General features: G+C 69.1%; 21 protein-coding genes and 1 pseudogene. 7 read left to right on the plus strand and 15 right to left on the minus strand.

Annotated features, from left to right (window positions below):
* A complete protein-coding gene (locus tag ACXI0U_RS01355) occupies positions 1-813 on the plus strand; it encodes an ABC transporter permease (RefSeq protein WP_043245027.1) in 813 nt (270 codons plus the stop codon).
* Positions 814-832: 19 nt separating this feature from the next.
* Complete coding sequence (locus ACXI0U_RS01360) at positions 833-2,302, plus strand: aldehyde dehydrogenase family protein (RefSeq protein WP_479549618.1); 1,470 nt, start codon at positions 833-835, stop codon at positions 2,300-2,302.
* Between the two features lie 585 nt (positions 2,303-2,887).
* Here the strand turns inward: ACXI0U_RS01360 and ACXI0U_RS01365 are convergent.
* The 12 genes from ACXI0U_RS01365 to ACXI0U_RS01420 all read right to left on the minus strand — a co-directional run bounded on the left by ACXI0U_RS01365 (position 2,888) and on the right by ACXI0U_RS01420 (position 15,083).
* On the minus strand, positions 2,888-3,355 hold the full coding sequence (locus tag ACXI0U_RS01365; protein WP_043245029.1) for a PAS domain-containing protein: 468 nt from the start codon (positions 3,353-3,355) through the stop codon (positions 2,888-2,890).
* Positions 3,356-3,357: 2 nt separating this feature from the next.
* The gene (locus tag ACXI0U_RS01370; RefSeq protein ID WP_479549619.1) at positions 3,358-4,365 is read right to left on the minus strand and encodes a response regulator; all 1,008 of its coding nucleotides are present in this window, start codon (positions 4,363-4,365) and stop codon (positions 3,358-3,360) included.
* A gap of 85 nt (positions 4,366-4,450) precedes the next feature.
* Positions 4,451-4,816, minus strand: a complete 366-nt coding sequence (locus ACXI0U_RS01375; RefSeq protein WP_479549620.1) for a VOC family protein — start codon at positions 4,814-4,816, stop codon at positions 4,451-4,453.
* Positions 4,817-5,100: 284 nt separating this feature from the next.
* On the minus strand, positions 5,101-5,703 hold the full coding sequence (locus ACXI0U_RS01380) for an N-acetyltransferase family protein (RefSeq protein WP_479549621.1): 603 nt from the start codon (positions 5,701-5,703) through the stop codon (positions 5,101-5,103).
* A gap of 121 nt (positions 5,704-5,824) precedes the next feature.
* On the minus strand, positions 5,825-7,201 hold the full coding sequence (locus ACXI0U_RS01385; RefSeq protein ID WP_479549622.1) for an amidohydrolase family protein: 1,377 nt from the start codon (positions 7,199-7,201) through the stop codon (positions 5,825-5,827).
* Between the two features lie 21 nt (positions 7,202-7,222).
* Positions 7,223-8,563 carry a nucleobase:cation symporter-2 family protein gene (locus ACXI0U_RS01390; RefSeq protein ID WP_431483409.1) on the minus strand — a complete coding sequence of 447 codons (1,341 nt, stop codon included), beginning with the start codon at positions 8,561-8,563 and terminating at the stop codon, positions 7,223-7,225.
* A gap of 103 nt (positions 8,564-8,666) precedes the next feature.
* Entirely contained in the window at positions 8,667-9,731 is a 1,065-nt protein-coding gene (locus tag ACXI0U_RS01395; protein ID WP_479549623.1) for a CobW family GTP-binding protein, read from the minus strand.
* The gene (locus tag ACXI0U_RS01400; RefSeq protein ID WP_043245034.1) at positions 9,728-10,351 is read right to left on the minus strand and encodes a UbiX family flavin prenyltransferase; all 624 of its coding nucleotides are present in this window, start codon (positions 10,349-10,351) and stop codon (positions 9,728-9,730) included. The genes ACXI0U_RS01395 and ACXI0U_RS01400 overlap by 4 nt, the downstream gene beginning before the upstream one ends.
* Positions 10,348-11,745 carry a UbiD family decarboxylase gene (locus tag ACXI0U_RS01405; RefSeq protein WP_021217538.1) on the minus strand — a complete coding sequence of 466 codons (1,398 nt, stop codon included), beginning with the start codon at positions 11,743-11,745 and terminating at the stop codon, positions 10,348-10,350. Before ACXI0U_RS01405 ends, ACXI0U_RS01400 begins: the two co-directional genes overlap by 4 nt.
* A 121-nt stretch (positions 11,746-11,866) precedes the next feature.
* Positions 11,867-12,772, minus strand: a complete 906-nt coding sequence (locus tag ACXI0U_RS01410) for an amidohydrolase family protein (protein WP_265170469.1) — start codon at positions 12,770-12,772, stop codon at positions 11,867-11,869.
* A gap of 4 nt (positions 12,773-12,776) precedes the next feature.
* Entirely contained in the window at positions 12,777-13,706 is a 930-nt protein-coding gene (locus ACXI0U_RS01415) for an amidohydrolase family protein (protein ID WP_043245037.1), read from the minus strand.
* Positions 13,707-14,183: 477 nt separating this feature from the next.
* On the minus strand, positions 14,184-15,083 hold the full coding sequence (locus tag ACXI0U_RS01420) for a LysR substrate-binding domain-containing protein (protein ID WP_431483412.1): 900 nt from the start codon (positions 15,081-15,083) through the stop codon (positions 14,184-14,186).
* A gap of 122 nt (positions 15,084-15,205) precedes the next feature.
* On the opposite strand from ACXI0U_RS01420, the gene ACXI0U_RS01425 reads away from it, so the two are divergent.
* The 3 genes from ACXI0U_RS01425 to ACXI0U_RS01435 are packed head-to-tail and all read left to right on the plus strand — an operon-like array spanning position 15,206 to position 18,812.
* Positions 15,206-15,673, plus strand: coding sequence for a (2Fe-2S)-binding protein (locus ACXI0U_RS01425; protein ID WP_431483413.1), 468 nt, complete (start codon positions 15,206-15,208; stop codon positions 15,671-15,673).
* Positions 15,670-17,880: a xanthine dehydrogenase family protein molybdopterin-binding subunit gene (locus ACXI0U_RS01430; protein WP_479549624.1), complete on the plus strand. Its 2,211-nt coding sequence runs from the start codon at positions 15,670-15,672 to the stop codon at positions 17,878-17,880. The genes ACXI0U_RS01425 and ACXI0U_RS01430 overlap by 4 nt, the downstream gene beginning before the upstream one ends.
* A gap of 32 nt (positions 17,881-17,912) precedes the next feature.
* On the plus strand, positions 17,913-18,812 hold the full coding sequence (locus ACXI0U_RS01435; RefSeq protein WP_316925445.1) for a LysR substrate-binding domain-containing protein: 900 nt from the start codon (positions 17,913-17,915) through the stop codon (positions 18,810-18,812).
* 3 nt (positions 18,813-18,815) lie between these two features.
* Here ACXI0U_RS01435 and ACXI0U_RS01440 read toward each other — a convergent pair whose 3' ends face one another.
* The 3 genes from ACXI0U_RS01440 to ACXI0U_RS01450 all read right to left on the minus strand — a co-directional run bounded on the left by ACXI0U_RS01440 (position 18,816) and on the right by ACXI0U_RS01450 (position 21,858).
* Complete coding sequence (locus ACXI0U_RS01440) at positions 18,816-20,039, minus strand: TIGR03862 family flavoprotein (protein ID WP_479549625.1); 1,224 nt, start codon at positions 20,037-20,039, stop codon at positions 18,816-18,818.
* Positions 20,040-20,128: 89 nt separating this feature from the next.
* Positions 20,129-20,653, minus strand: coding sequence for an NINE protein (locus tag ACXI0U_RS01445; protein ID WP_479549626.1), 525 nt, complete (start codon positions 20,651-20,653; stop codon positions 20,129-20,131).
* A 284-nt stretch (positions 20,654-20,937) separates the two neighbouring features.
* Complete coding sequence (locus ACXI0U_RS01450) at positions 20,938-21,858, minus strand: histone deacetylase family protein (RefSeq protein ID WP_350447821.1); 921 nt, start codon at positions 21,856-21,858, stop codon at positions 20,938-20,940.
* A gap of 90 nt (positions 21,859-21,948) precedes the next feature.
* On the opposite strand from ACXI0U_RS01450, the gene ACXI0U_RS01455 reads away from it, so the two are divergent.
* Positions 21,949-22,506 (plus strand): GNAT family N-acetyltransferase, encoded by a 558-nt coding sequence (locus ACXI0U_RS01455; protein WP_431483417.1) that lies wholly within the window; start codon positions 21,949-21,951, stop codon positions 22,504-22,506.
* Between the two features lie 51 nt (positions 22,507-22,557).
* Positions 22,558-22,704, plus strand: a pseudogene (locus ACXI0U_RS01460) (hypothetical protein); the annotation flags it as partial.
* Between the last annotated feature and the right edge of the window lie 39 nt (positions 22,705-22,743).

Genomic DNA, 22,743 nt, shown 5'->3' on the forward strand with positions numbered 1-22,743 from the left:
ATGTGGCTGCGCAGCTATTCCACCTCGCTGTACCTGTTCCTCTACGCGCCCATCGCGCTGATCATCCTCTTCAGCTTCAACGCCGGGCGCAGCGGGCTGTCCTTCGAATGCTGCTCGGTGCAGTGGTTCGGCCGCGCCTTCGGCAACCCCTTCATCATGGAGGCCCTGGGCAACAGCGCGTTGATCGCCCTGTGCTCGGCGCTGATCGCCACCCTGTTCGGCACCCTCGCGGTGTTCGGCCTGCAGCGGGTCGGGCGGCGCGTGCGGATGTTCTTCGACGCCCTGACCTACTGCGCGATCATCATCCCCGGCATCGTCATCGGCATCGCCACGCTGATCGCCTTCATCAGCCTGTTCGAGGTGCTCAACCCGCTGCTGGATGTGATCCTCGGTGCCGGCCTGCCGCGCCTGCGCATGGGCTTCGTCACGGTGGTCGCCGCCCATTCGCTGTTCACCATGGCGCTGGTGATGGTTATCGTCCGCACCCGCGTCGAGTCCCTGGACAAGGCCCTGCTGGAAGCCTCCGCCGACCTCTACGCGCCGCCGCTGGAGACCTTCCGCCGCGTGGTGCTGCCGCAGATCGCCCCGGCGATCATGGCCGGCTTCCTCCTGGCGTTCACCTTCAGCTTCGACGATTTCATCATCGCCTTCTTCGTCGCCGGCTCGGAAACCACGCTGCCGATCTACATCTTCTCGTCCATCCGCCGGGGCATCACCCCGGAGATCAACGCCATCTCGACCGTGATCATCTGCGCCTCCCTGGCACTGCTGTTCACCTCCCGCTACCTGCAGAACCGCCGTACCGGCGCCTGACGACCACCTGGAGAAGACCATGCGTGACCAGCTGTATATCAACGGGCAATGGGTCCGCCCGGACCTGGGTGGCCATTTCGATGTGATCGACCCGAGCAGCGGCGACCTGATCCAGCGCGTGCCGGCGGCCACCGAGGAGGACATCGACCATGCCGTGCGCGCCGCGCGGCAGGCCTTCAACCGCGGCTGGGGGCACACCACCGGTGCCGAGCGCGCCGGTTGGCTGGAGGCCCTGGCCAGTGAACTGGAAGGGCGCCAGGACGCATTGGCAGTGCTGGAGGTGCGCGACAACGGCAAGCCGCTGCCCGAGGCGCAATGGGACATCGCCGACGCCATCGGCTGCTTCCGCTACTACGCTGAGCTGGCACGGGAGCTGGACGGCCGCCAGGACGAGGCGCTGGAGCTGCCGGACGCGCGCTTCAGCTGCCGCATCCGCCATGAGCCGGTGGGCGTGGCCGGGCAGATTATCCCCTGGAACTACCCGCTGCTGATGGCCGCCTGGAAGGTCGCCCCGGCCCTGGCCGCCGGCGCCACCTGCGTGCTCAAGCCCTCGGAGCTGACCCCGCTCACCGCCCTGGAACTGGCCAGCGCGGCGGACCGCATCGGCCTGCCCTCGGGCGTGCTCAACGTGGTCACCGGCCTTGGCGGCGACGCCGGTGGCCCTCTCAGCCAGCACCCGGGCGTGGACAAGCTGGCCTTCACCGGCAGCGTGCCCACGGGGGCGAAAATCATGTCGGCGGCGGCGGCCGATATCAAGAACATCAGCCTGGAGCTGGGGGGCAAGTCGGCCTTCATCGTCTTCGACGACGCGGATATCGAAGCGGCGGTGGAGTGGATCATGTTCGGCATCTTCTGGAACCAGGGCCAGGTGTGCAGCGCCACCTCGCGGCTGCTGGTGCAGGAGGGCATCGCCCCGCGCCTGCTCGAACGCCTGGTCGCCGAGGCGCGGCGCATCACCATCGGCCCGGGCCTGGAGCGCGGCGTGCTGTTGGGCCCGCTGGTCAGCGCCGGGCAGTACCAGAAGGTCATGGGCATGATTGAGCAGGGCACCCGCGAAGCGACCCTGATCAGCGGCGGCAAGCGCCCCGCGCACCTGTCCCACGGCTACTTCCTCGAGCCGACCATCTTCGACGAGCCGGCGGACAACGCCAGCATCTGGCGCGACGAAATCTTCGGCCCGGTGCTCTGCGTCAAGCGCTTCAAGACCGAAGCCGACGCCCTGCGCCTGGCCAACGACAGCCGCTTCGGCCTCGCCGCCGCGGTGATGAGCGCCGACCTCGACCGCGCCGCCCGGGTGGCCAACGGCCTGCGCGCCGGCATCGTCTGGGTCAACTGCTCGCAGCCCACCTTCACCCAGGCGCCCTGGGGCGGCATGAAGCAGAGCGGCATCGGCCGCGAACTCGGCCGCTGGGGGCTGGACAACTACCTGGAGGTCAAGCAGGTCACCGAGTACCGCAGCCAGGAGCCCTGGGGGTGGTACCTCAAGTGATGCGAGGGGCCCCGTAGGATGGCGTAGAGCGAAGCGAAACCCATGCTGTGGTGTGCATGGCTGGATCGCCCATCGCGAATGAACTCGCTCCTACAAAAGCAGCAGGCCCCCGCCGCACAAGCGTGACCGCTGCGTAGGGTGGAGGTCGTTCTTTACCTCCACCAGGCGGAGTCGGGCCCCGGCACGGCATCATGCCTGAGGCTTCGCATCGATGGGTTTCGCGGAGCTCTACCCATCCTACGACGACGCCCCACGCGGAGTCAGGATCGGCACCTCGTCACGCGGAAACTCCGAGCAGGTCGAGGAGAAACGGTGGGTTGAAGCGGAGCGCCGCCCGGCCCACCCGCCCTGTGTCTGTGCATGACCGGATCGGTTGATCGCGAATGAATTCGCTCCCACAGGGCGGCGGATGGGCTTGACCCATGCGTAGGGTGGAGGTCGCTTTTTACCTCCACCAGGCGGAGTCGAGCCCCTGTACAGCGTCATGCCTGAGGCTCCACATCGATGGGGTTCGCGGAGCTCTACCCATCCTACGAGGCCTCCACGCAGGGTTCGCCGTGTGCACAACGAACGGATCGGTGGGCGTTACGCCGGGCCGCCGTCGCCGGCGCGGAGGGCGGCGACCTGCTTCTTGTAGCGCGCCACCTCGGTGACGTCGTAGATCACCACGCAGAGGTGCTCGACGCTGCCGCTGGCGCCCATCAGCGGCAGCAGGGTGACGTTCTGGTACATGAGGTCCTCCTCCCCGGTGATCGGCTGGTAGTTCTTGAAGCGCACCAGGTAGGGCCGCTGCTCCCACAGGCTGAAGGCGCGGGTGCCGAGTTGCACCACGCTGTCCACCTTGCGTCGCAGCCAGGTCTCGTCGATCTCGTCGAACAGCTCGAACAGCACCTTGCCGTGGACCTCGTCCGGGCCCATGCCGGAGTGGTTCTCCATGAAGCTGTTCCACACCTCCACCTTGTACTGGCGGTCGAGAACGATCACGCCGACGTCGATGCACTGCACGATGTCGAGCAGCCAGTGAACCTCTTTGATATCGATCTGTGCCGGCATGGTCAGTCCATCAGGTAGCGGATCTTGTGGGTCAGGCGCGGGATCGAGTCCTCGGTGAACAGCAGCAGCAGGTCGAAGTGCACGTTGTGGCCCTCGACGCTGTAGCTGATCTCCACCGCCAGGGTCTTCTTCCAGCGGGTGCGGTTGAGGTGGATCAGCCGCTCGATGGATGCATGCTGGCCGAGCAGCTGCGGGTGGCCCTGGGAGAAGCGCACGTCGATCTGCTCGGCGATGCCGGCCAGGCAGGCACCGATGATGATGCTGGCCAGGTCCAGCAGCATCTCCGAGGTTTCCTTGTCGTCGGCCGGCTGCCAGCCCAGCAGGTTGGCCATGTCGGCGATTTCGGAGTCGTGGAACAGCAGCAGCGCCTCGCCGGCGATGGCGTCGCCGATGAAGCCCTGGCACAGCGCGCTGAGCCGCTCGCCGCTCTGGGCGTCGGCCAGGGTCATGTGCAGCTCGCTGACCTCGAAGATGTTCACCTGGGGCACCGGCAGCTGCACGAACACGTTCAGCACCTTGGCCAGCAGCGCGGCGGCGCGGCCCATGGCGACGTTGCTCACCTCGCGCAGGGCATCGCGGAAGTTGACCTTGAGGACCAGGTCCTCGCGGGAGGGCACCGGCTCGGCGGGCACACCCGGTGCCGGCACCTTGAGCAGGCCCAGGCGCACCAGCACGGCGCGCAGCTCGGCGGGGTCGGCGGGCTTCTTGAGGAAGGCCAGGGCGCCCAGTTCCAGCACCCGGCGCTGGGCCTCTTCCTGGATGTCGCCAGAGACCACCACCACCTGGGCCACCAGGCCCTCGGCCTGCAGCTGGGCCAGCACCTGGTAGCCATCCATCACCGGCATGGTCAGGTCCAGCAGCACCACCTGGCCCAAACCCTGGCGAATGGCGGCCATGGCTTCTTCACCCTGGGTGGCCTGGGTGATGGTCACCGGCCAATCCTGGGGCAGCGCGCGGATCAGTTGCTTGCGCGCCATCATCGAGTCATCGCAGACGAGGAGGGGAATCACTTAGCGGCACCGCCGTCACTTCAGGTCAGAGCAAGCATAGACGCTGGCCCGGGGCTCGCCGGCACGGGCGCCGGCGGGATTACGCTCAGATGTTCTGGCCGATACGCCAGAGCACGCCGCTGGGGTCGAAAAGAATGAAGTCGCGGATGCGCCAGGGCTGGTCCTCGGGCGGGATGGCGCGCACGCCGTAGCGCTCGATCACGCCGCTGGCCTGCACGTGCTGCCACCAGGCCTCAACGTCCTTCACCAGCAGGTGCATCATCAGGTTCTCGGCCAGGGCCTTCTCGTAGAAGTTCTGCAGCAGGAAGGCGCAGTCGCCATGGCTGAAATAGGCGATCTCCTCGGAGACGCCGCCGGGCTTGAAGCCCAGGTCCAGGTAAAAGGCCTTGCTCTGTTCGTAGTCCTTCGCGGGGACGAAGGCCTTTATTTCAACGGTTTCCAGCGTGCTCATGGGCTATCCCTGTGGTCGGTGAACAGGCCGTCGCGGTCAGGTGGGCGCCTCTGCGTGCGCCTGCAGGCGCATCCTAAACCCAGGAATACCCGCTCCGGTAGCCCGTCAGGAGCACGACGGTCGCGTCTCCGCATGATCGATGCAGGGGCGACTTCAGTCGCCCAGCGGCGCACAGCGCCGCCGCCCTGGTAGGAGCGAATTCATTCGCGATGGGATGATCAGGCCATGCACGGCACAGCATGGGTTTCGCTTCGCTCTACGCCATCCTACGGTCCGCGACCCCCTCAAATCCCCCGGGTCATGAACCGATGGGCGGCGATGCCGAGGATAGGGGAGGGGCGCTCGTGCTCGACCACGAAGCCCAGACGTTCGTAGAGCGCCTGGGCGCGGGGGTTGGCGGCGGAAACGTCGAGGGCCGCGCGTTGCAGGCCGTCATGGCGGCCCAGGTGCAGCAGGTGGTCGATCAACCGCTGGCCGATGCCCTGGCCGGTGAGGCCCTCTGCCACGCCCAGGTGGGCGAGGTAGCAGGTGGCGGCGGGTGGCGGCTGGATGATGCGCTCCAGCTGCAGGCCGCGGCGGATCACCGCGGCGGCGCCGAAGCCGTAGAAGCCGACGATCTGCCCCAGCGCCGCCAGGCTGTTGCGCAGGTTGGCCTCGCCGCTGAAGGCGGTGCCGGTGGCGACGATGCGGCCGTCCTGCTCGCCCACCCAATGCAGGCGGTAGCCGAACTCGCCCGCCTCCCGCGCCAGGGTCCAGCGCAGGAAGTCCACCGCGCTGCGCCCGCCACGGGCGAAGGCGTGGTCGAAGGCGGCGGGGCCGGAGCGGTACACCAGCGGGGCGATGGCCGGGGCATCGGCCGGTGTCGCGGGGCGGAAGGTCAGGGCCATGACGGGGGCTCGGAAGGGCAGGGGAATGCGGAAATTAGCACTTTCGTGCCACATTTCGCGAGTGCCCCGCCGAGCCTCCCACCGCGCCGCCCTGAGCCCCGGGCAGCGCGGCTTTTCGGCTTCAGTCGCCCTGCAGCAGCTGCTGCACGCCGTCCAGGGCTTCGCGGCGCAGGCGCTCGATATCGAGCCCCGGGATCACCCCGTCATCCACCACCAGGCGCCCGCCCACCAGGCTGTAGCGCACAGCCATCGGCTCGCCGGCCAGCACCGGGGCGAGGGCCGGGTCGTGGAAGCCGAAGAAGCGCGGGTGGTCGAGGCCGTAGAGCACCAGGTCGGCGGCCTGGCCCACTTCCAGGGTGCCCACCGCGCCCAGGCCCAGCACCGTGGCGCCGCCGGCGGTGCCCCAATGGATGACGTCCTCGGCCAGGGTGGCCGAGGCGCCCTGGTTGGTGCGGTGGATCAGCCAGGCGGTGTTGGCCTCGCCCACCATGCTCCCGGACTCGTTGGAGGCGACGCCGTCCACCCCCAGGGAGATGGGCACGCCGGCCGCCGCCATCTGCGGCACCGGGGCGATGCCGCTGCCCAGGCGCGCGTTGCTCACCGGGCAGTGGGAGATGCCGGTGCCGGTCTGCGCCAGCATGCGGATCTCCGACGGCTGGGCGTGGACCATATGGGCGAACCACACGTCCGGCCCCAGCCACTCGTGCTCGGCGACGAACTCCACCGGCAGGCAGTTGTACTTCTCGCGGCAGAAGTTCACGTAGTTCTGCGTTTCCGACAGGTGCGTGTGCAGGCGCAGGCCCATGCGCCGGGCGCTCTGCGCCAGCTCGCGGAGCAGCGTCGGCGGCAGCGAGAAGGTCGGCGTGGTGGGGGCGACCACCACCCGGCGCAGGGCGTCCGGGGTGTTCTGGTGGTAGCGCGCCTTGAGCCGCTCGATGTCGCCGAGCATCTGTTCCAGGCTCTCCGGCTGCAGCGCGGTCTTGGAGAAGCCCGGGTGGGCGTTGGCCGATTCCAAGGCACCGCCCCGGCAGAGCACGAAGCGCATGCCGAATTCTTCGGCGATGTCGAACAGCGCGTCGCCGCTCTCGGTGCTGCCATGGGCGTGGTAGAGGTAATGGTGGTCGGCGCAGGTGGTGACGCCCGACAGCAGCAGCTCGGCCATGCCCAGGCGCGCGGCGATGCGCACCAGCTCGGTGGTGAAGCGCGACAGGCGCGGGTAGGGCACGCTGGCCAGCCAGCCTTGGAGGTCCTGGTTGAGGCCGGCGGGTACGGCCTTGAGCAGGTTCTGCGCCAGGTGGTGGTGGGTGTTCACCCAGCCCGGGTAGACCAGGCAGTTGCGCGCGTCGATCACCCGCTCGCCGGTGCCCGGCTGCAGGTCGTTGGCCATCTCGGCGATGCGCCCGTTGCGGATGCGGATGTCGACGCCACCGGCGCGGGCGCGGTCGCCGCGCAGGCCGGTCATCACCGCCTGGGGATTCTTGATCAGGATGTCGTTCATGGAAGGTTCCCGTGGTTGCGCTCAGAGCACGTCGTGGAGGGTCTTGCCGTTCGCGGTGTCCGGCACGCCGACGCCATTGAGGGCGGCGTTGAGGCCCACCGACACCAGGCAGGCGATCACCACGCTGCTGTGCAGGAAGGGCTGGCTCCACTCGGGCAGTTGATGGAACAGGGCGGGGGAAAGCACCGGCACCAGCGCGGCGGCGATGGTGAAGCCGACGATCAGCACGTTGTAGCGGTTGCGCTCGTAGTCGACCTTGGCCAGGGTCTGGATGCCGGCTGCGGCGACCACGCCGAACATGGCCACGGCAGCGCCCCCCAGGGCGGCGGTGGGCATCGAGGCGATGACGGCGCCGGCCTTGGGGATCAGCGCCACGGCGCACATCATCAGCCCGCTGACGGCCACCACCCAGCGGCTGCGCACGCCGGTGAGGATCACCAGGCCGACGTTCTCCATGAAGGCGATGAAGGGGAAGCCGGCGAACATCCCGGCGATGGCGCTGGACAGGCCGTTGGCGCGCAGCCCGGCGACCACCTGGCGGTCTTCCACCGGGCGCTCGACGATGTCGCCGATGGCCACGAACAGGCCCATGGACTCGACCATCTGCACGATCATCACCACCACCATGGTGGCGATGGGGATCAGCGCGAAGGTGGGCACGCCGAAGTGGAAGGGCACCGGCACCGTCAGCCAGGGCGCCTCTTCCACGCCGTGGAAGTTGCCCATGCCCAGCCCATAGGCCAGGCCGCCGCCCACCAGCATGCCGATCAGCACCGACATGTTGCGCAGCAGCGGGCTGCCGTAGCGGGTCACCAGCAGGATCACCGCCAGCACCACCACCGTCACCAGCAGGAAGCCGGGGGCACCGAAGTCGCTGTGGTTGCGCCCGCCGCCGGCCCACTCGTAGGCGATGGGGAACAGCTGCAGGCCGATCACCGTGACGATGCAGCCGGTGACCACCGGCGGGAACAGCCGTCGCAGGCGCCCCACCCAGGGCGCCACCAGCATGGTGAAGAGGCCGGCGCCGATCACCGCGCCGCAGATGCCGGCGACGCCGATGTCGGGGTTGCTGCCGATGGCGATCACCGGCCCCACGCTGCTGAAGGCGGCGCCCTGGAGGATCGGCAGGCGCACGCCGAACTTCCAGAAGCCCAGGGTCTGCATCAGGGTGGCGATGCCGCAGCAGAACAGCGTGGTGCTGATCAGCAGCACGGTGTCCGGCTGGGACATCTTCAGGGCGCTGGCGACGATCAGGGGGACGGCGATGGCGCCGATGTACGAGACGGCCATGTGTTGCAGGCCGAGGGTGAGCATCTGACGGAACGGCAGAATCTGGTCTACCGGGTGCACGGCTGAATTCATGGTGTAAGTCCTCTGGCGAATTGTTCTTGTTGCTGAGGGAACCCGTTCAGTGTGCCCAGGGCCGTCGCCCGGCTCACGGGCGTAGCGGCAGCCCGGAGCGTGGTCAGCCTGCGAGGCAGGCGGCGAACCCCTGGTTGAGGGCGGCGCGATCGAGGTCGCGGCCGATGAACACGATCTTGCTGGTGCGCGGCTCGTTGCCCCAGGGCGTGGAGGCGCGGAATTCCACCAGGCTGTGCACGCCCTGCAGCACGTAGCGCTGGTCCTCGCCCTGCACGGCGAGCACGCCCTTCATGCGGTAGAGGGTGTCGGCCTGGCGCTGGCGCAGGTCGGTGATCCAGCGGTGGAAGGCCATCAGGTCGATGTCCTGGGTCACGGCGATGCCCACCGAGCTGACGCTGGGGTCGTGCTCGTGGCCGGTGTCCGCAGCAGGCTCGGGGTGGTCATGGTCATGGTCATGGTCATGGCCGTGGTCGTGATGCTCCGCGCCGATCTCCATCAGCTTGCGGGTGGCCTCGAAGGCGCCGACGCCGAGGATGCCGTCCAGGTCGATGCGGGCGTAACTGGAGGTCACCAGCTCGGCGGTGGCGTTGAGGCTGCGCACCTTGCCTTGCAGGTCGGCCAGTTCCTCGCCGTTCACCAGGTCCACCTTGTTGATGATGATGCGGTCGGCACAGACGATCTGGTCCACCGCCTGGTTGTCCACGCCGTCGAGCTGCAGGTCCTCCAGGTGCTGGGCGACGTGCTTGGCGTCCACCAGGGTGACGATGGCGTCCAGCTCCACCTCGGCGGCGATCGGGTCGTCGATGAAGAAGCTCTGCGCCACCGGGTAGGGGTCGGCCAGGCCGCTGGTCTCGATGAGGATGCGGTCCAGGCGCACCGGGCGCGCCACCAGCTCGCGGATGATGCGCACCAGGTCCTCGCGGACCTCGGCGGTGCAGCACACGCAGCCGTTGACCATCTCGTAGATCTCCTCGCTCTCGGAGCTGAGCACCAGGTCGCCGTCGATGCCGACTTCGCCGAACTCGTTCTCGATCACGGCGATCTTGTGGCCGTGGTTCTCCTTGAGGATGTAGTTGAGCAGGGTGGTTTTGCCGGCCCCGAGGAAGCCGGTGAGGATGGTCACCGGGATCTTGCGGTTGGGCGTCGGGGCGTTGAATGGACTGTTCATGCGAGCTCCTTCGGGGTTGCGGAATGGCCGCCGTCGGCGCCGGCTTGCGGGGCGGGTTCGCCCCAGCGCAGCGCGGTGCCGGCGTCGAGGCCGAACAGGTCCAGCACCCGGCCGAGGCTGTGGTCGACCATCTGTGAAAGCGATTGCGGGCGGGCGTAGAAGGCCGGCACCGGCGGGGCGATGATCCCGCCCATCTCGGTGACCGCCGTCATGTTGCGCAGGTGCGCCAGGGTCAGCGGCGTTTCCCGCGCCATCAGCACCAGCGGCCGGCGTTCCTTGAGGGTCACGTCGGCGGCGCGGGTCAGCAGGCTCGAGGAGGCGCCGCTGGCGATCTCCGCCAGGGTGCGCATGGAGCAGGGCGCCACCACCATGCCCAGGCAGCGGAACGAGCCGCTGGCGATGCCGGCGGCCACGTCGTCGGCGCGGTGGTGGTGGCTGGCGCGGGCTATGACGTCGGCCAGCTTGTAGTCGGTCTCGTGGGCCATGGTCAGCTGTGCCGCGCGGCTCAGCACCAGGTGGCTCTCGATCCCCAGCTGTTCCAGCAGCTCCAGCAGGCGCACGCCGTAGATGAAGCCCGAGGCGCCGCTGATGCCCACCACCAGGCGACGGGGGGCCGTCATGACGCGCCCCCCGGCAGGTAGCCCTTCAATAGCTGACGCATGCGCCCCTGGATGCGCGGGTCGAGCTGCGCGCGGATGCCGTCGAAGCCGCTGCTGCGGGTGGCGTCCAGGCCCATGCGCGAGGTGGTGCCGTTGGCCGAGGAGGACGGGTCCAGCGGGCTGCCCGGCAGGCCGTCGATGGTGAACAGGTCCTGGTGTGGCTGGAAGTGCGTGGCCAGCGCCCAGAGCACCTGGCTGTCGTCGCTGATGTCGATGTCGCTGTCCACCGCGATCACCGTCTTCAGGTACGGGTCCCAGCCGAGCAGGGCGAGCATGATCTGCCGCGCCTCGCCGTCGCGGCTCTGGTCCAGCGCCACGTAGCAATGGAAGTGGGTGCCGGAGTTGGGGTAGTGCACGGCGGTCACCGCCGGGAAGCGCGCCTTGAGCTTCTCGCTCATCTCCGCCTCGCGGGGCAGCCGCGCCAGGGTCAGGTGCTCGGCGTAGCGCCCGCCCACCACGTCCACCAGCCAGGCATCGCGCCGGCGCAGCAGGGTGTCGACGCGCAGCACGTTGTTGGTGGAGCGGTCGGAGGAGTAGCCGCTGAACTCGCCGAAGGGGCCTTCCTCGGCATAGGCGGTGGGGTCGATGGCGCCCTCCAGCACGAACTCGGCGTGGGCCGGCACGCCGATGCCGTAGCGCGGCGTCTTCACCAGCTCCAGGGGCGCGCCGAACAGGCCGCCGGCCACCGCGCGCTCGTCGGCGCCATAGGGCAGGCGCGCGGCGGCGGCCAGCATGAACAGCGGGTGAGCGCCCACCACCATGGCCACCGGCAGCTCCTCGCCGCGTTCGCGGGCGGCCTGCAGCATGCGCCACAGGTGGCCGCGGGAATGCAGGCTGGTGGCCAGGGCCTGGCGGGCATGGCGCATGGAGCGGTGGTAGCTCATGTTGGCCACGCCCGTGACCGGGTCCTGGGCGACGATGATGGCGTTGGTGATGTAGGGCCCGCGGTCGCTGTCGAAGTGCTTGAGCATCGGCAGCAGCGCCAGGTCCAGGGCCTCGCCCTCGATCACCTCGTCGAGCACCGGGCCGGTGGCCAGGTAGACCGGCGGAACGGGGGCGTTGGCGCGGGCCTGGAACACCTCGTGGAGCTTCGCCGGGGTGGTGCCGAAGAGCCGGGCGATGCGGGTTCGCGAGGCGAACAGGTTGGTCACCACCGGCACGCCGAGGCTGCCCACCCGCTCGCAGATCAGCAGCGGGTGCTGGCCCCGGGCGGCCAGGGCGTCGACCAGGGCGGTGACGTCCTGGTCGGCGGAAAGGGGTTCCTTGATGGTCAGCACGTCGTCGGCGAAGCGCTCGCGGTAGGCCTCGATGAACGCGTGGAAATCCTGGGTCGTGGCAAAGCTCGGCAGGGTCATGGTGCACCTCTCGAAAAGCAGGCGGTCCCGGGGCGCGGGGTGTCCGAGTCCCTGCACGCGGCCGGCCGATGGCCGACCGCGTGCGGTCCCCGGGACGCCTGTAAGTACCGCAGTGGAATCCCTAGAGGTAGGTGGTGGTCAGGCGGATCTCCGCCTCCGTCAGGTCCTTGGGCGGCGGCGTCGGGTCGATGCCCACCAGGCGTGCGATGTTGTTGCCCAGGTAGTCCTCGAGGTGGTCCTCGTCGATGCCCAGCCCTTGCGGGGCGGGCGAGCAGAGCACCTCCAGCTCGCGCAGCCACATGCCCGGTTCGTTCGGCGGCGAGTCGGTGCCGAAGACGATCTTGTGGCGCGGCAACTCCTTGGCGAACTCGACGATGCGCGACTGGAAGCACCAGCCCGACTCGCAGTACACGTTGGGCGTGTCCATCGCCATCCAGAAGGCCTCGAAGGAGTAGTTGCCGCCGGTCTGGATGCCGAAGTGGCCGATGATGAAGTTCACCATCGGGAACTCGCGGATGATCGGGTAGAACATGGTCGGGATGGTGTAGGGCCCGTCACCGGTGTGGATCAGCACCACGATGTTGTACTTGGCGCAGACCTTCATCGCCGGGCGCAGCCAGTCCAGGGCGCGGTCCGGGCGGTAGCCGTGCATGTTGGCGTGCAGCTTGAGCATCTTGAAACCGTATTCCTTGACGTGGAATTCCAGCTCCGCCGCACCGTTTTCCGGGCCCCAGCGCGGGTTGAAGGTGAAGTTGCCGATGAAGCGGTCGGGGTAGTTCACGCACAGCTCGGCGATGTACGACATGTAGTCGCGCACGCCTTCGCGGCCACGGCGGTTGCCGTCGCGGTAGCCGGTGTTGCCCGGCGGCGGCTGGATGAAGCCCATGTCGATGCGGCGCGGCTTGCCGTTGATCATGTAGGGGCCGTCCATCAGCTTGAGCATGCGCTCGCCGGTGAAGGGCGTGCCGGTGTGGCGCCAGGCCTCGTCGACCAGGTTGGTGGGGTGCAGGTGGGTGTCGATGATCATCGCATCAGCTCCTGGCCAGTTGCGTGGTGACGGGGCTCTTCAGCAGCGCCTCGGCTTCGGCGAGGCTGCGCGGCGGCGGGGTCGGCTCCAGGCCGATCATCCGGGCGGTGTTGTTGCCGAGGTATTCCTCGAGGGTGTCCTCGTCCAGGTCCAGCCCCTGGGGCGGCTCCATGCACAGCACCTCCAGCAGGCGCAGCCACATGCCCGGCTCGTTGGGCGGGGTGTCGGTGCCGAAGAGGATCTTGTGGGTCGGCAGGACCTTGGCGAACTCGACGATGCGCGATTGCAGGCACCAGCCGGACTCGCAGTAGACGTTGGGCAGCTCCATGGCCCACTGCATGGGCTCGAACACGTAGACGCCACCGGTCTGCACGCCGAAGTGCGCCATGATGAAGTCGACGTTGGGGAACTCCTTGATCATCGGCACCCACTCGGAAGGGATGCTGTAGGGGCCGTCACCGGTGTGCAGCTTCACCGGCACGCCCAGCTCGGCGCATTTCTCGAAGGCCGGGCGGACCCAGTCCAGGGCGCGGTCCGGGCGGTAGGCATGCATGTTGGCCTGCATCTGGACCATCTTGAAGCCGTGCTCGGTGACGTAGCGTTCGATGGCCTCGACGCCGTTCTGCACGCCGCAGCGGGGGTTGTAGACGAAGCAGCCGATGAAGCGGTCCGGGTAGGTCTGGACCATCTTCAGGGTGTAGGCCATGTAGGCGTCGATGGATTCGCGGCCCGACAGCTCGCCGTCGGTCCAGGTGTAGATGGTGTTGCCCTGGGGCGGCTGGATGAAGGCCTTGTCGATGCGGCGCGGTTTGCCGTTGACCAGATAGGGGCCATCCATCATCTCCAGCAGGCGCTCGCCGGTGAAGGGGTCACCGTCGTGCCTCCAGGCGAGGTCCACCAGATCGGTGGGGTAGCAACTGATATCGATGATCACAGTTCGATCTCCTGATAGTGCGGGGAAGGAAGACCTTCCGGTTCGCAACAGATCGACCTGTGCAATGGCCATTGCTAGGTGCCTCGCAGCACCTTCCCGCGCCTCTTGCAGGGCGCACAGGACCTGAGCTGTCGCTTGGTCCGCAGTATTGGGAGGGGCCTCGAAGCGCGACCAATACTATTTGGCCGCTGGGTTGATATGCGCTGGATATCGGCCCCGCAAGAGGATGATTTGCAAGGGGTTATCCACAGCGCCGCCCCTGCGTTGGGCACGAATTCACCGCGCAAGTGGCCTCTGTAGGATGGGTAGAGCTCCGCGAAACCCATCAATGCTGCGCGCCAGGTATAACGACGTGCCCGGTCCGACTCCGCCTGGTGGATGAAAAAGCGCCATCCACCCTACACAGCGGTCATGTCCGTGCAGCGCCGCCGCTTTTCCGGTGGGAGCGAATTCATTCGCGATCGGGCTTCCAGGTGCTCACCCGATCGCCGCGAACGTCCTCGCCGCCATGTCGCGGATGGCGGCGATCATCGGCGCAACCTTCTCGCCACCGCCGTGGGGCCAGAGGGCGTAGAGGTTGTAGTGCGCGGGAATGCTGGTGCGGGTCAGGCGCACCAGGCGGCCTTCGCGCAGGGCATCGGCGGCCAGCAGGCCGCGCACCAGCCCCACGCCGGTGCCGGCCTCGGCGGCGGCCAGCAGGTTGGCGACGTTGTCGAACACCATCACCGCCGCGGGCTCGGTGGGTTCCAGGCCGGCGGCGTCGAGCCAGGGGATCCACGAGCGCCGCGAGTAGCCCAGCAGCGGCAGCTTCAGCACCTCGGCCGGCTCGATGGGGGCCATCAGGCCATGGCGTTGCAGCAGCGCCGGGGAGACGACGGGGGTGACGCGGTCGTCGCAGATGGGGGCGAACTCGCAGTCCTGCCACTCGCCGTAGCCGTAGCGCAGGCTCAGGTCGACGCGCTCGAACGCCTGGCGCTCCAGGCGCGGCATGGACAGGAAGAGGATCTCGCGGCCGGGGAACAGCTCCAGCAGCGCCGGCAGGCGGGCGTTGAGCCAGCTTTGCGCCAGCTCGGCATCCACGTCCAGGGTCAGGCGCCGGGGCAGCTCGCGGTGGCTCACCGAGGACAGTGCCTTGTCGATCTGCATCAGGCCGTCGGCGAGCATCCCGGCGAACAGCTGGCCGGCATCGGTGAGGCTGCTGCGGCCCTTTTCGCGAAGGAACAGCGGCTGCCCGACGAATTCTTCCAGCGTGCGGATCTGCTGGCTCACGGCGCTGTGGCTGAGGTCCAGGTCGCGGGCGGCCTGGGAGAAGCTGCCGGTACGGGCGGCCTGGAGAAACGCGCTCATCGACTGCAGCGACGGGTATCGCTTGTACATGGCTGTAAGTCCTGCTTACACGGGTTGGCGGAAATCGTCGCTGGCTGGCGCCGCAGCTCCCACCCACTATGGGGCGGCACGACTACACGCGAATTCTCGCCTCAGTTCAAGGAGCGCCCGGCATGATCGAGATCGTGGTGAACGACACACGCCATCAGTTGGAAGACACGCTGGCGTCCACGCCCTTGCTCTGGGTCCTGCGTGACCGCCTGTACCTGACCGGCACCAAGTTCGGTTGCGGCGGTGGTTTCTGCGGCGCCTGCACGGTGCACCTGGACGGCACGCCGATCCGCTCCTGCCAGTTCCCCCTGGCGGCTGCGGCGGGCCATGCGATCACCACCATCGAAGGGCTGTCCGCCGAGGGCGACCACCCGCTGCAACTCGCCTGGGTCGAGGAGGACGTGCCCCAGTGCGGCTACTGCCAATCCGGCCAGTTGATGTCGGCGGCGGCATTGCTGGCCTCCGGCACCGCCATCGACGACGACACCATCCGCTCGGCCATGGCCGGCAACATCTGCCGCTGCGGCACCTACCCGCGCATCAGCAAGGCCATCAAGCGTGCCGCCGCGGCACAGGGGGACGCCACATGAGCCTGGCCCGGCCGCTGGCGCGGCGCACCTTCCTCAAGCATTCGGCGACCCTGGCCTCGGGCCTGGCCATCGGCTTCCACCTGGGCGGCGCCCAGGCCGGGCGCGAACTCGGCACGGCCGCCGGGACCACGGCGCCCTTCGAACCCAACGCCTGGGTGCGGGTGCTGGCCGACGGCACGGTGAGGATCGTGGTGCACAAGCACGACTCCGGCACCGGCACCCACACCGCGCTGGCCGCCTGCGTCGCCGAGGAACTGGACCTGGACCCGCTGGAGGTGCAGGTGATCACCCCCGAGAACCCCTTCTTCGAGGCCTACCGGCACCCGCTGTGGAAGGTGTTTTCCACCGGCGGCAGCACCAGCGTTTCCCTGGAATACGGGCGTCTGCGTGAGGCCGGCGCCACCGCGCGCACCCTGCTGGTAGAGGCTGCGGCGCTGCGCTGGGGCGTGGCGCCCAGTGATTGCACCACCCGGGGCGGGCAGGTGCTGCATGCCGCCAGCGGCCGCCGCGCGGGCTACGGCGAGCTGGCCGACGCCGCCGCACAATTGCCGGCGCCCAAAGAGGTGAAGCTCAAGGACCCGGCGCAGTTCCGCTACATCGGCAAGCTGCGCCACAAACGCCACGCGGCGGACAAGGTGCGCGGGCGCTTCGAGTACGGCATCGACGCCCGGGTGCCGGGCATGTGGGTGGCGGTGGTGCAGCGCAGCCCGGTGGTCAACGGCCGGGTGGCGAGGATCGACGACAGCGCGGCGCTGAAGGTGCCCGGCGTGCACCGGGTCATCCGCATCCCCGCGCAGGACAAGGTGCTCGGCGGCAACCAGGAAGGCGTGGCGGTGCTCGCCGACGACTACTGGGCCGCCAAGCTGGGGCGCGCCGCGCTGGTGGTGGAGTGGCAGGGCGGCCTGGAGGATTTCGACAGCGAGCACCTGGCCGCAACCCAGGCCAAGGCACTGGAAGCCGCCGGCGCCGCGCCGGTGCCGACGCTGCAGGCCGGTGACGCCGCTGCGGCCCTGGGCGGCGCCGGGCGGGTGATCAAGGCCGACTACCGCATGCCCGGCAAGATGCAGAACCCCCTGGAGCCGGTGTGCATCATCGCCTGGCTCGACGCGGGCGGGATCACCTTCAAGGGCGGCGTGCAGGTGCCGTCCTTCGCCATGGAGGCGGCCGAGGTGATCTGCGGCCTGCCGCCGGAAAAGGTGCACATCGACGAGATGGTCTCCGGCGGCAGCTTCGGCGCGCGGGAGGCCAAGTACTGGCTGTTCGAGGTCGCCTACCTGGCCGCCCAGGCCAAGGTGCCGGTGAAGCTGATGAACAGCCGTGAGGACGAGATGCGCGCCCTCTACGGCCACCCCGCCACCCTGCACCGCCTGGAAGGGGCCCTGGATGGCGAGGGCGCCCTGCAGGCCCTCAGGCTGCGCGCGGTGTCTCCGGCCTCGCCGGAGATGTGGGAGCCGGGCTACTTCGAGCGCCCGGACCACATGGACTACAGCACCACCGAGGCCATCTCCGCCTTCGACTTCGCCTACCGCGCGCCGCACCTGGACCTGGCCTGGCTGCGCCACGAAAGCGGCGTGCCCAGCGGCTGGTACCGCTCGGTGAGCTTCATCCCCAACGTCTTCGCGGTGGAGAGCTTCATGGACGAGCTGGCCCAGGCCGGCGGCCGCGATCCGCTGGATTTCCGCCTGGCGCACATGCACGAACGGCCGCGCCATGTGGAGGTGCTGCGCACCGCGGCGAAGCGCGCCGGCTGGGGCCACGCGGCGGAGGCGGACTCGGCCCTGGGCATCGCCACCAACCAGGGCTACGGCAGCTTCATCGCGGTGATCGCCCAGGTGGCCCGGCGCAACGGCACGGTGCAGGTGGAGCGCCTCACCTGCGTGGTGGATTGCGGCCTGGCGGTGTCCCCCGGCGGGGTGGAGGAGCAACTCCAGGGCGGGCTGATGTGGGGGCTCGGCCATGCGCTGTTCGACCGCCTCGACATCCGCCAGGGCCAGGTGGTGCAGAGCAACTTCCACGACTACCGGGTGGCGCGCATGTCGGACATGCCGGCGCTGGACATCCAGTTGCTCGAAGGCGCGCGGGACACGCCCGGCGGCATCGGCGAGCTGGCCAGCCCGGCGGTGGCGCCGGCCATCGCCAACGCGGTGTTCCGGCTCACCGGCAAGCGCCTGCGGGACACGCCGCTGGCGCTGGATGGCCTGGGCTGAACGGGGTGGACTGAACGGCTTGCGGAGGCTGCATGGACCTACGACTGCTGCGCTATTTCTCGGTGCTCGCCGATGAACTGCACTTCGGCCGTGCGGCCACCCGGCTGCACATGTCGCAACCGCCCCTGAGCCAGCAGATACGCCTGCTGGAGGAGTCCCTGGGCACGCGCCTGTTCGAGCGCAGCCATCACCGGGTGGAGTTGACCGAAGCCGGCCGCACCCTCAAGCAGCAGGTGCCGCTGGTGTTCGAGCAGCTGAACCGCGCGCTCGACCTCACCCGCCAGACCGCCCGTGGCCAGCTGGGCGAACTGGAGATCGGCATGATCAGCTCGGTGATGGTCGGCGTGCTGCCCAAGGCGCTGCACCGCTTCCGCACCCGCTACCCGGACGTGCGCTGGCGCCTGCACGAGATGACCCCGGCGGCGCAGCTGGTGGCGCTGAAGGAGCACCGCATCGACGTCTGCGTGTTCCGCGTCGGCCATGACGACCCCGGCCTGCGCAACGAGCTGCTGCTCTACGAACCCCTGCGCGCGGTGCTGCCGGCGGAGCACCCGCTGGCCCAGCGCGCGACCTTGGCGCCCGTCGACCTGGCGGGGGAGTTCTTCGTGACCCTGGAGCTGAACCAGTCGAGCTTCGCCAACTTCCTCGTGCAGTGCTGCGTGCAGGTGGGCTTCAGCCCGCTGATCCTGCAGCAGGTGATCGAGGTGCAGACGCTGCTCGGGCTGGTCCAGGCGGGGTTCGGCGTGGCGCTGCTCCCGGCGTCGCTGGAGCAGCTGGCGCCGGCCGGGGTGGTGTTCCGCCGCCTGCAGCCGCCCCTGCCGGAGGTGCCGCTGTACGCCATCTACCGGGCGGGGGATGACTCGGCGGTGCTGCAGCGCTTCCTTGAAACCCTGCGCGAGCAGAGCGCCACCGAGCGGCCGTTGCCGGCCTGACGTCTAGCGGGCCAGCCACTCCAGCATGCCCAGCCCGGCGCGGCGGCCGCTGGCGAAGCAGGCGGTGAGCAGGTAGCCGCCGGTGGGGGCTTCCCAGTCGAGCATCTCGCCGGCGCAGAACAGGCCGGGCAGGGCCTTGAGCATCAGCTTGTCATCGAGGGCTTCGAAGGGCACGCCGCCGGCGGAGCTGATGGCCTCATCCAGCGGGCGCGGGCGCACCAGGGTGATGGGCAATGCCTTGATGGCGGCGGCCAGGCGCGCCGGGTCGGTGAACACCTCGCCTGGGGTCAGCTCGCGCAGCAGCCCGGCCTTGACCCCGTCGATGCCCAGCTGGCTGTGCAGGTGCTTGGCCATGGAGCGCGCGCCGCGCGGCTTGGCCAGGGCCTTGATGACCTTCTCCAGCGGGTGGTTGGGCAGCAGGTCCAGGTGCACCGTGGCGCTGCCTTCGCGGGTGATGCGCTGGCGGATGCGTGCCGACAGCGCATAGACCAGGCTGCCCTCGATGCCGCCGGCGGTGAGCACGAATTCGCCCGGGCGGGGCGGCTCGTCGTCCAGGCGCAGGGCCACGGTCTTCAGCGGCGCACCGGCGAACTTGTCCTTCAGCAGTTGGCTCCAGCCTTCCACCTCGAAGCCGCAGTTGGCCGGTTGCAGCGGGGCGATGGCGACGCCACGGCCTTCCAGCAGCGGCACCCAGGCGCCGTCGGAACCCAGGCGCGCCCAGCTGCCGCCGCCCAGGGCGAGCAGGGTGGCGCGGGCCGCGACGCTGCGTTCGCCCTCCGCCGTGACGATGCGCAGGTCGCCCTGTGCGTCCCAGCCCAGCCAGCGGTGGCGGGTGTGGATGGCCACGCCCGCTTCGCGCAGGCGCTTGAGCCAGGCGCGCAGCAGCGGCGCGGCCTTCATGTCGGTGGGGAACACGCGGCCGGAGGTACCGACGAAGGTGTCGATGCCCAGGCCGTGGATCCACGCGCGCAGCTCCTCGGCGCCGAAGCCGTGCAGCAGCGCGGCCACATCGTCGCGACGTTCGGCATAGCGGGAGAGGAAGGCGTCGCTGGGCTCGGAGTGGGTGATGTTCATCCCGCCGACACCGGCCAGGAGGAACTTGCGGCCCACCGAGGGCATGGCGTCGTAGAGGTCGACCCGCACGCCGGCGAGCGCCAGCGTTTCGGCGGCCATCAGGCCGGCGGGGCCGCCACCGATGATGGCGACGGGAAGGGAATTCTGGGTCATGGCGGGCTTGGCGAGGTTGGGCTGGCGCGCATTCTAGCGCAGGCCTCGCCAGCGGGCATGGGCGCCGCACGGGGCGGCGCCCGGCGGGCTCACTGCTGCTGCTGGCGCAGTTGCGGCTCGGCCTGCGGTTGTTGCTGGTGTTGCTGCTCGATACGGGCCTGGGCAGCCTTGGCCCGCTCCACGTATTGCTGGTAGGCGGGGATGGCGATGGCGGCGAGGGTGCCGATCACGAACAGCAGCGCGAAGCCGCCCGCCAGGCCGATCAGCCAGGCACTGCCCTTGGTTCGGCCGTACTTGGCGTTCCAGGTCTGGTCGCTGGTGCAGAAGAACACGATGGCCTCGATCAGCGAGATCAGGCTGGGGATGCCGGTGCCGATGAACAGCAGGTAGAACAGCCCCCACCACTGGCCCAGGTAGAAACGGTGGAAGCCGAGGCCGCCTAGGAATAGCGCGAGGAAGCCCGCGACGATCTTGCTCTTGGAGTTCAGGTTCTGGTCGGCGTTGCAGCGCGGGCAGGTCTGCGCTGTCGGGGTGATGGAGGAACCGCAGTTGCGGCAGAACACGCTTTCCGCTTCGAGGTTGGCGCTGGGTGCCTGGTAGGCATGGACTTCCATGGAGACATCCTTGTGGGGGAAAGCGGCGACTCTAGCAGTGGCACGAAACGACTGCTAGCAGGTGGCCATGATTCTGTGAGGGCGGCGGGGATTGGGGGTTGTGGGGGTGCAGGGGGAGTGGTGAGAGGGTGTTTGGGGAGAGTTGTGGGTGGGGGTGGACTTGGGTGTATTCGGTGGGCTGAAGCGGAGCGCCGCCCGGCCCACCCTACGCCCACCCTACGGCTCGCTCTACGCCGCGCTCTACGGCCATCCTGTGCCCCGTCTTACGCCGGCGTTGTGGCGGGTTAGGCGAGGCCCTGGCTGTGCCAGACGCGGGCGGCGCTGTGGTGGAGGATGCCGTGGCGGCGGGCGAGGGCTTGGCGGTCCTTGCTGTAGCCGCCGCCGATGACGCCGACCACGGGGATGTCGCGGCCCAGGCAGTGGCGCATCACCGCTTCGTCGCGGGCGGCGACGCCGGCATCGGTGAGCTTCAGGTAGCCCAGGGCATCGTCCTGGTGCACGTCCACGCCGGCGTCGTAGAGCACCAGGTCGGGCTGGTAGAGCGGCAGCAGGTAGTTCAACGCGTCGTCCACCACCCTGAGGTAGTCGGCGTCGCCCATGCCCATCGGCAGGGGGATGTCCCAGTCGCTCTCGGCCTTGCGCACGGGGAAGTTCTTCTCGCAGTGCAGGGACACGGTGATGGCCTCGGGCGTGTCGGCGAGGATGCGCGCGGTGCCGTCGCCCTGGTGCACGTCGCAGTCGAAGATCAGCACACGTCCGACCCGGCCGGCCGCTAGCAGGTAGCGGCTGATCACCGCCAGGTCGTTGAAGATGCAGAAGCCCGCCGGGAAGTCGTAATGGGCGTGGTGGGTGCCGCCAGCCAGGTGGCAGGCGAGGCCGTGCTCCAGGGCCAGCTCGGCGGCCAGCACCGAGCCGCCGACGGCGCGGATGGTGCGCCGGGCCAGGGCCTCGCTCCAGGGCAGGCCGAGGCGGCGCTGGTCCTCGTGGGCCAGCTCGCCCTGCAGGTAGCGGGCGATGTAGTCGGGGCAGTGGGCGAGGGCGAGGATGTCGGCCGGGCACAGCTCGGGGCGCAGCAGCTGCTCGTCGCGGACCAGCCCGCTGTCCACCAGGTGGTCGCGCAGCAGGCGGAACTTCTCCATGGGGAAGCGGTGCCCGTCGGGGAAGGGCGGGCTGTAGTCGTCGTGGTAGACCAGCGGCAAAGGCATAATGCGGAGCTATTTTTCATCGGCCGGGGCGCAAGAGTACCCCGCTGGCTGTCCATGCCGTAAGCACCACCACGCTTGGAGGAACCGACCATGCCCATCGAAACGCAGAGCCCACGCCTGTTGCTGCGCGCCTGGCGCGACGACGACCTCGATCCCTTGGCCGCGCTCTGCGCCGACCCCGAGGTGATGCGCTACTTCCCCGGCACCCAGAGCCGCGAGGAGGCCGCCGCGCTGATCCAGCGTGCCCGCGCCCACGCCGCCGAACACGGCTTCGGCCTCTGGGCCCTGGAGCGCAAGGACAACGGCGAATTCATCGGCTTCACCGGGCTGGGCAAGGTCGGCTTCGAGGCGCCCTTCACCCCGGCCACCGAGATCGGCTGGCGCCTGGCCCGCGCCCACTGGGGCCAGGGTTACGCCAGCGAGGCGGCGCGCGCGGCCCTGGCCTGCGCCTTCGACACCCTGCAGCTGGCCCAGGTGGTGGCTTTCACCACCCCGGCCAACACTGCCTCCAGCGCGGTGATGGAACGCATCGGCATGACCCGTGACGAGGCCGGCGACTTCGAGCACCCGAAGGTGGAAGTCGGTCACCCGCTGCGCCGCCACATCCTCTACCGCATCCACCGCCAGGATTGGCTGGAGCGGCCATGAGCGATGAGGCCCATGCGCACCACGCGGATCAGGCATCGCCCGGCGAGCGGTGGAGTCGGCATCGGCTGTTATTTCGACGATGCGGTGCACGAATTGCTCGGACTTGCCGACAGCCGCTGGCAAAGTCTTTACCATTTCACCCTTGGCCGCGCCCGCTGGGATGAGCGCCTGACGACGGCACCGGCCTATCCTGAATGAACTCGACCCCGACCTTGAACGGGGCAGCCGCCTTGCAGA

The sequence above is a fragment of the Pseudomonas sp. C9D1 genome (assembly GCF_056491235.1).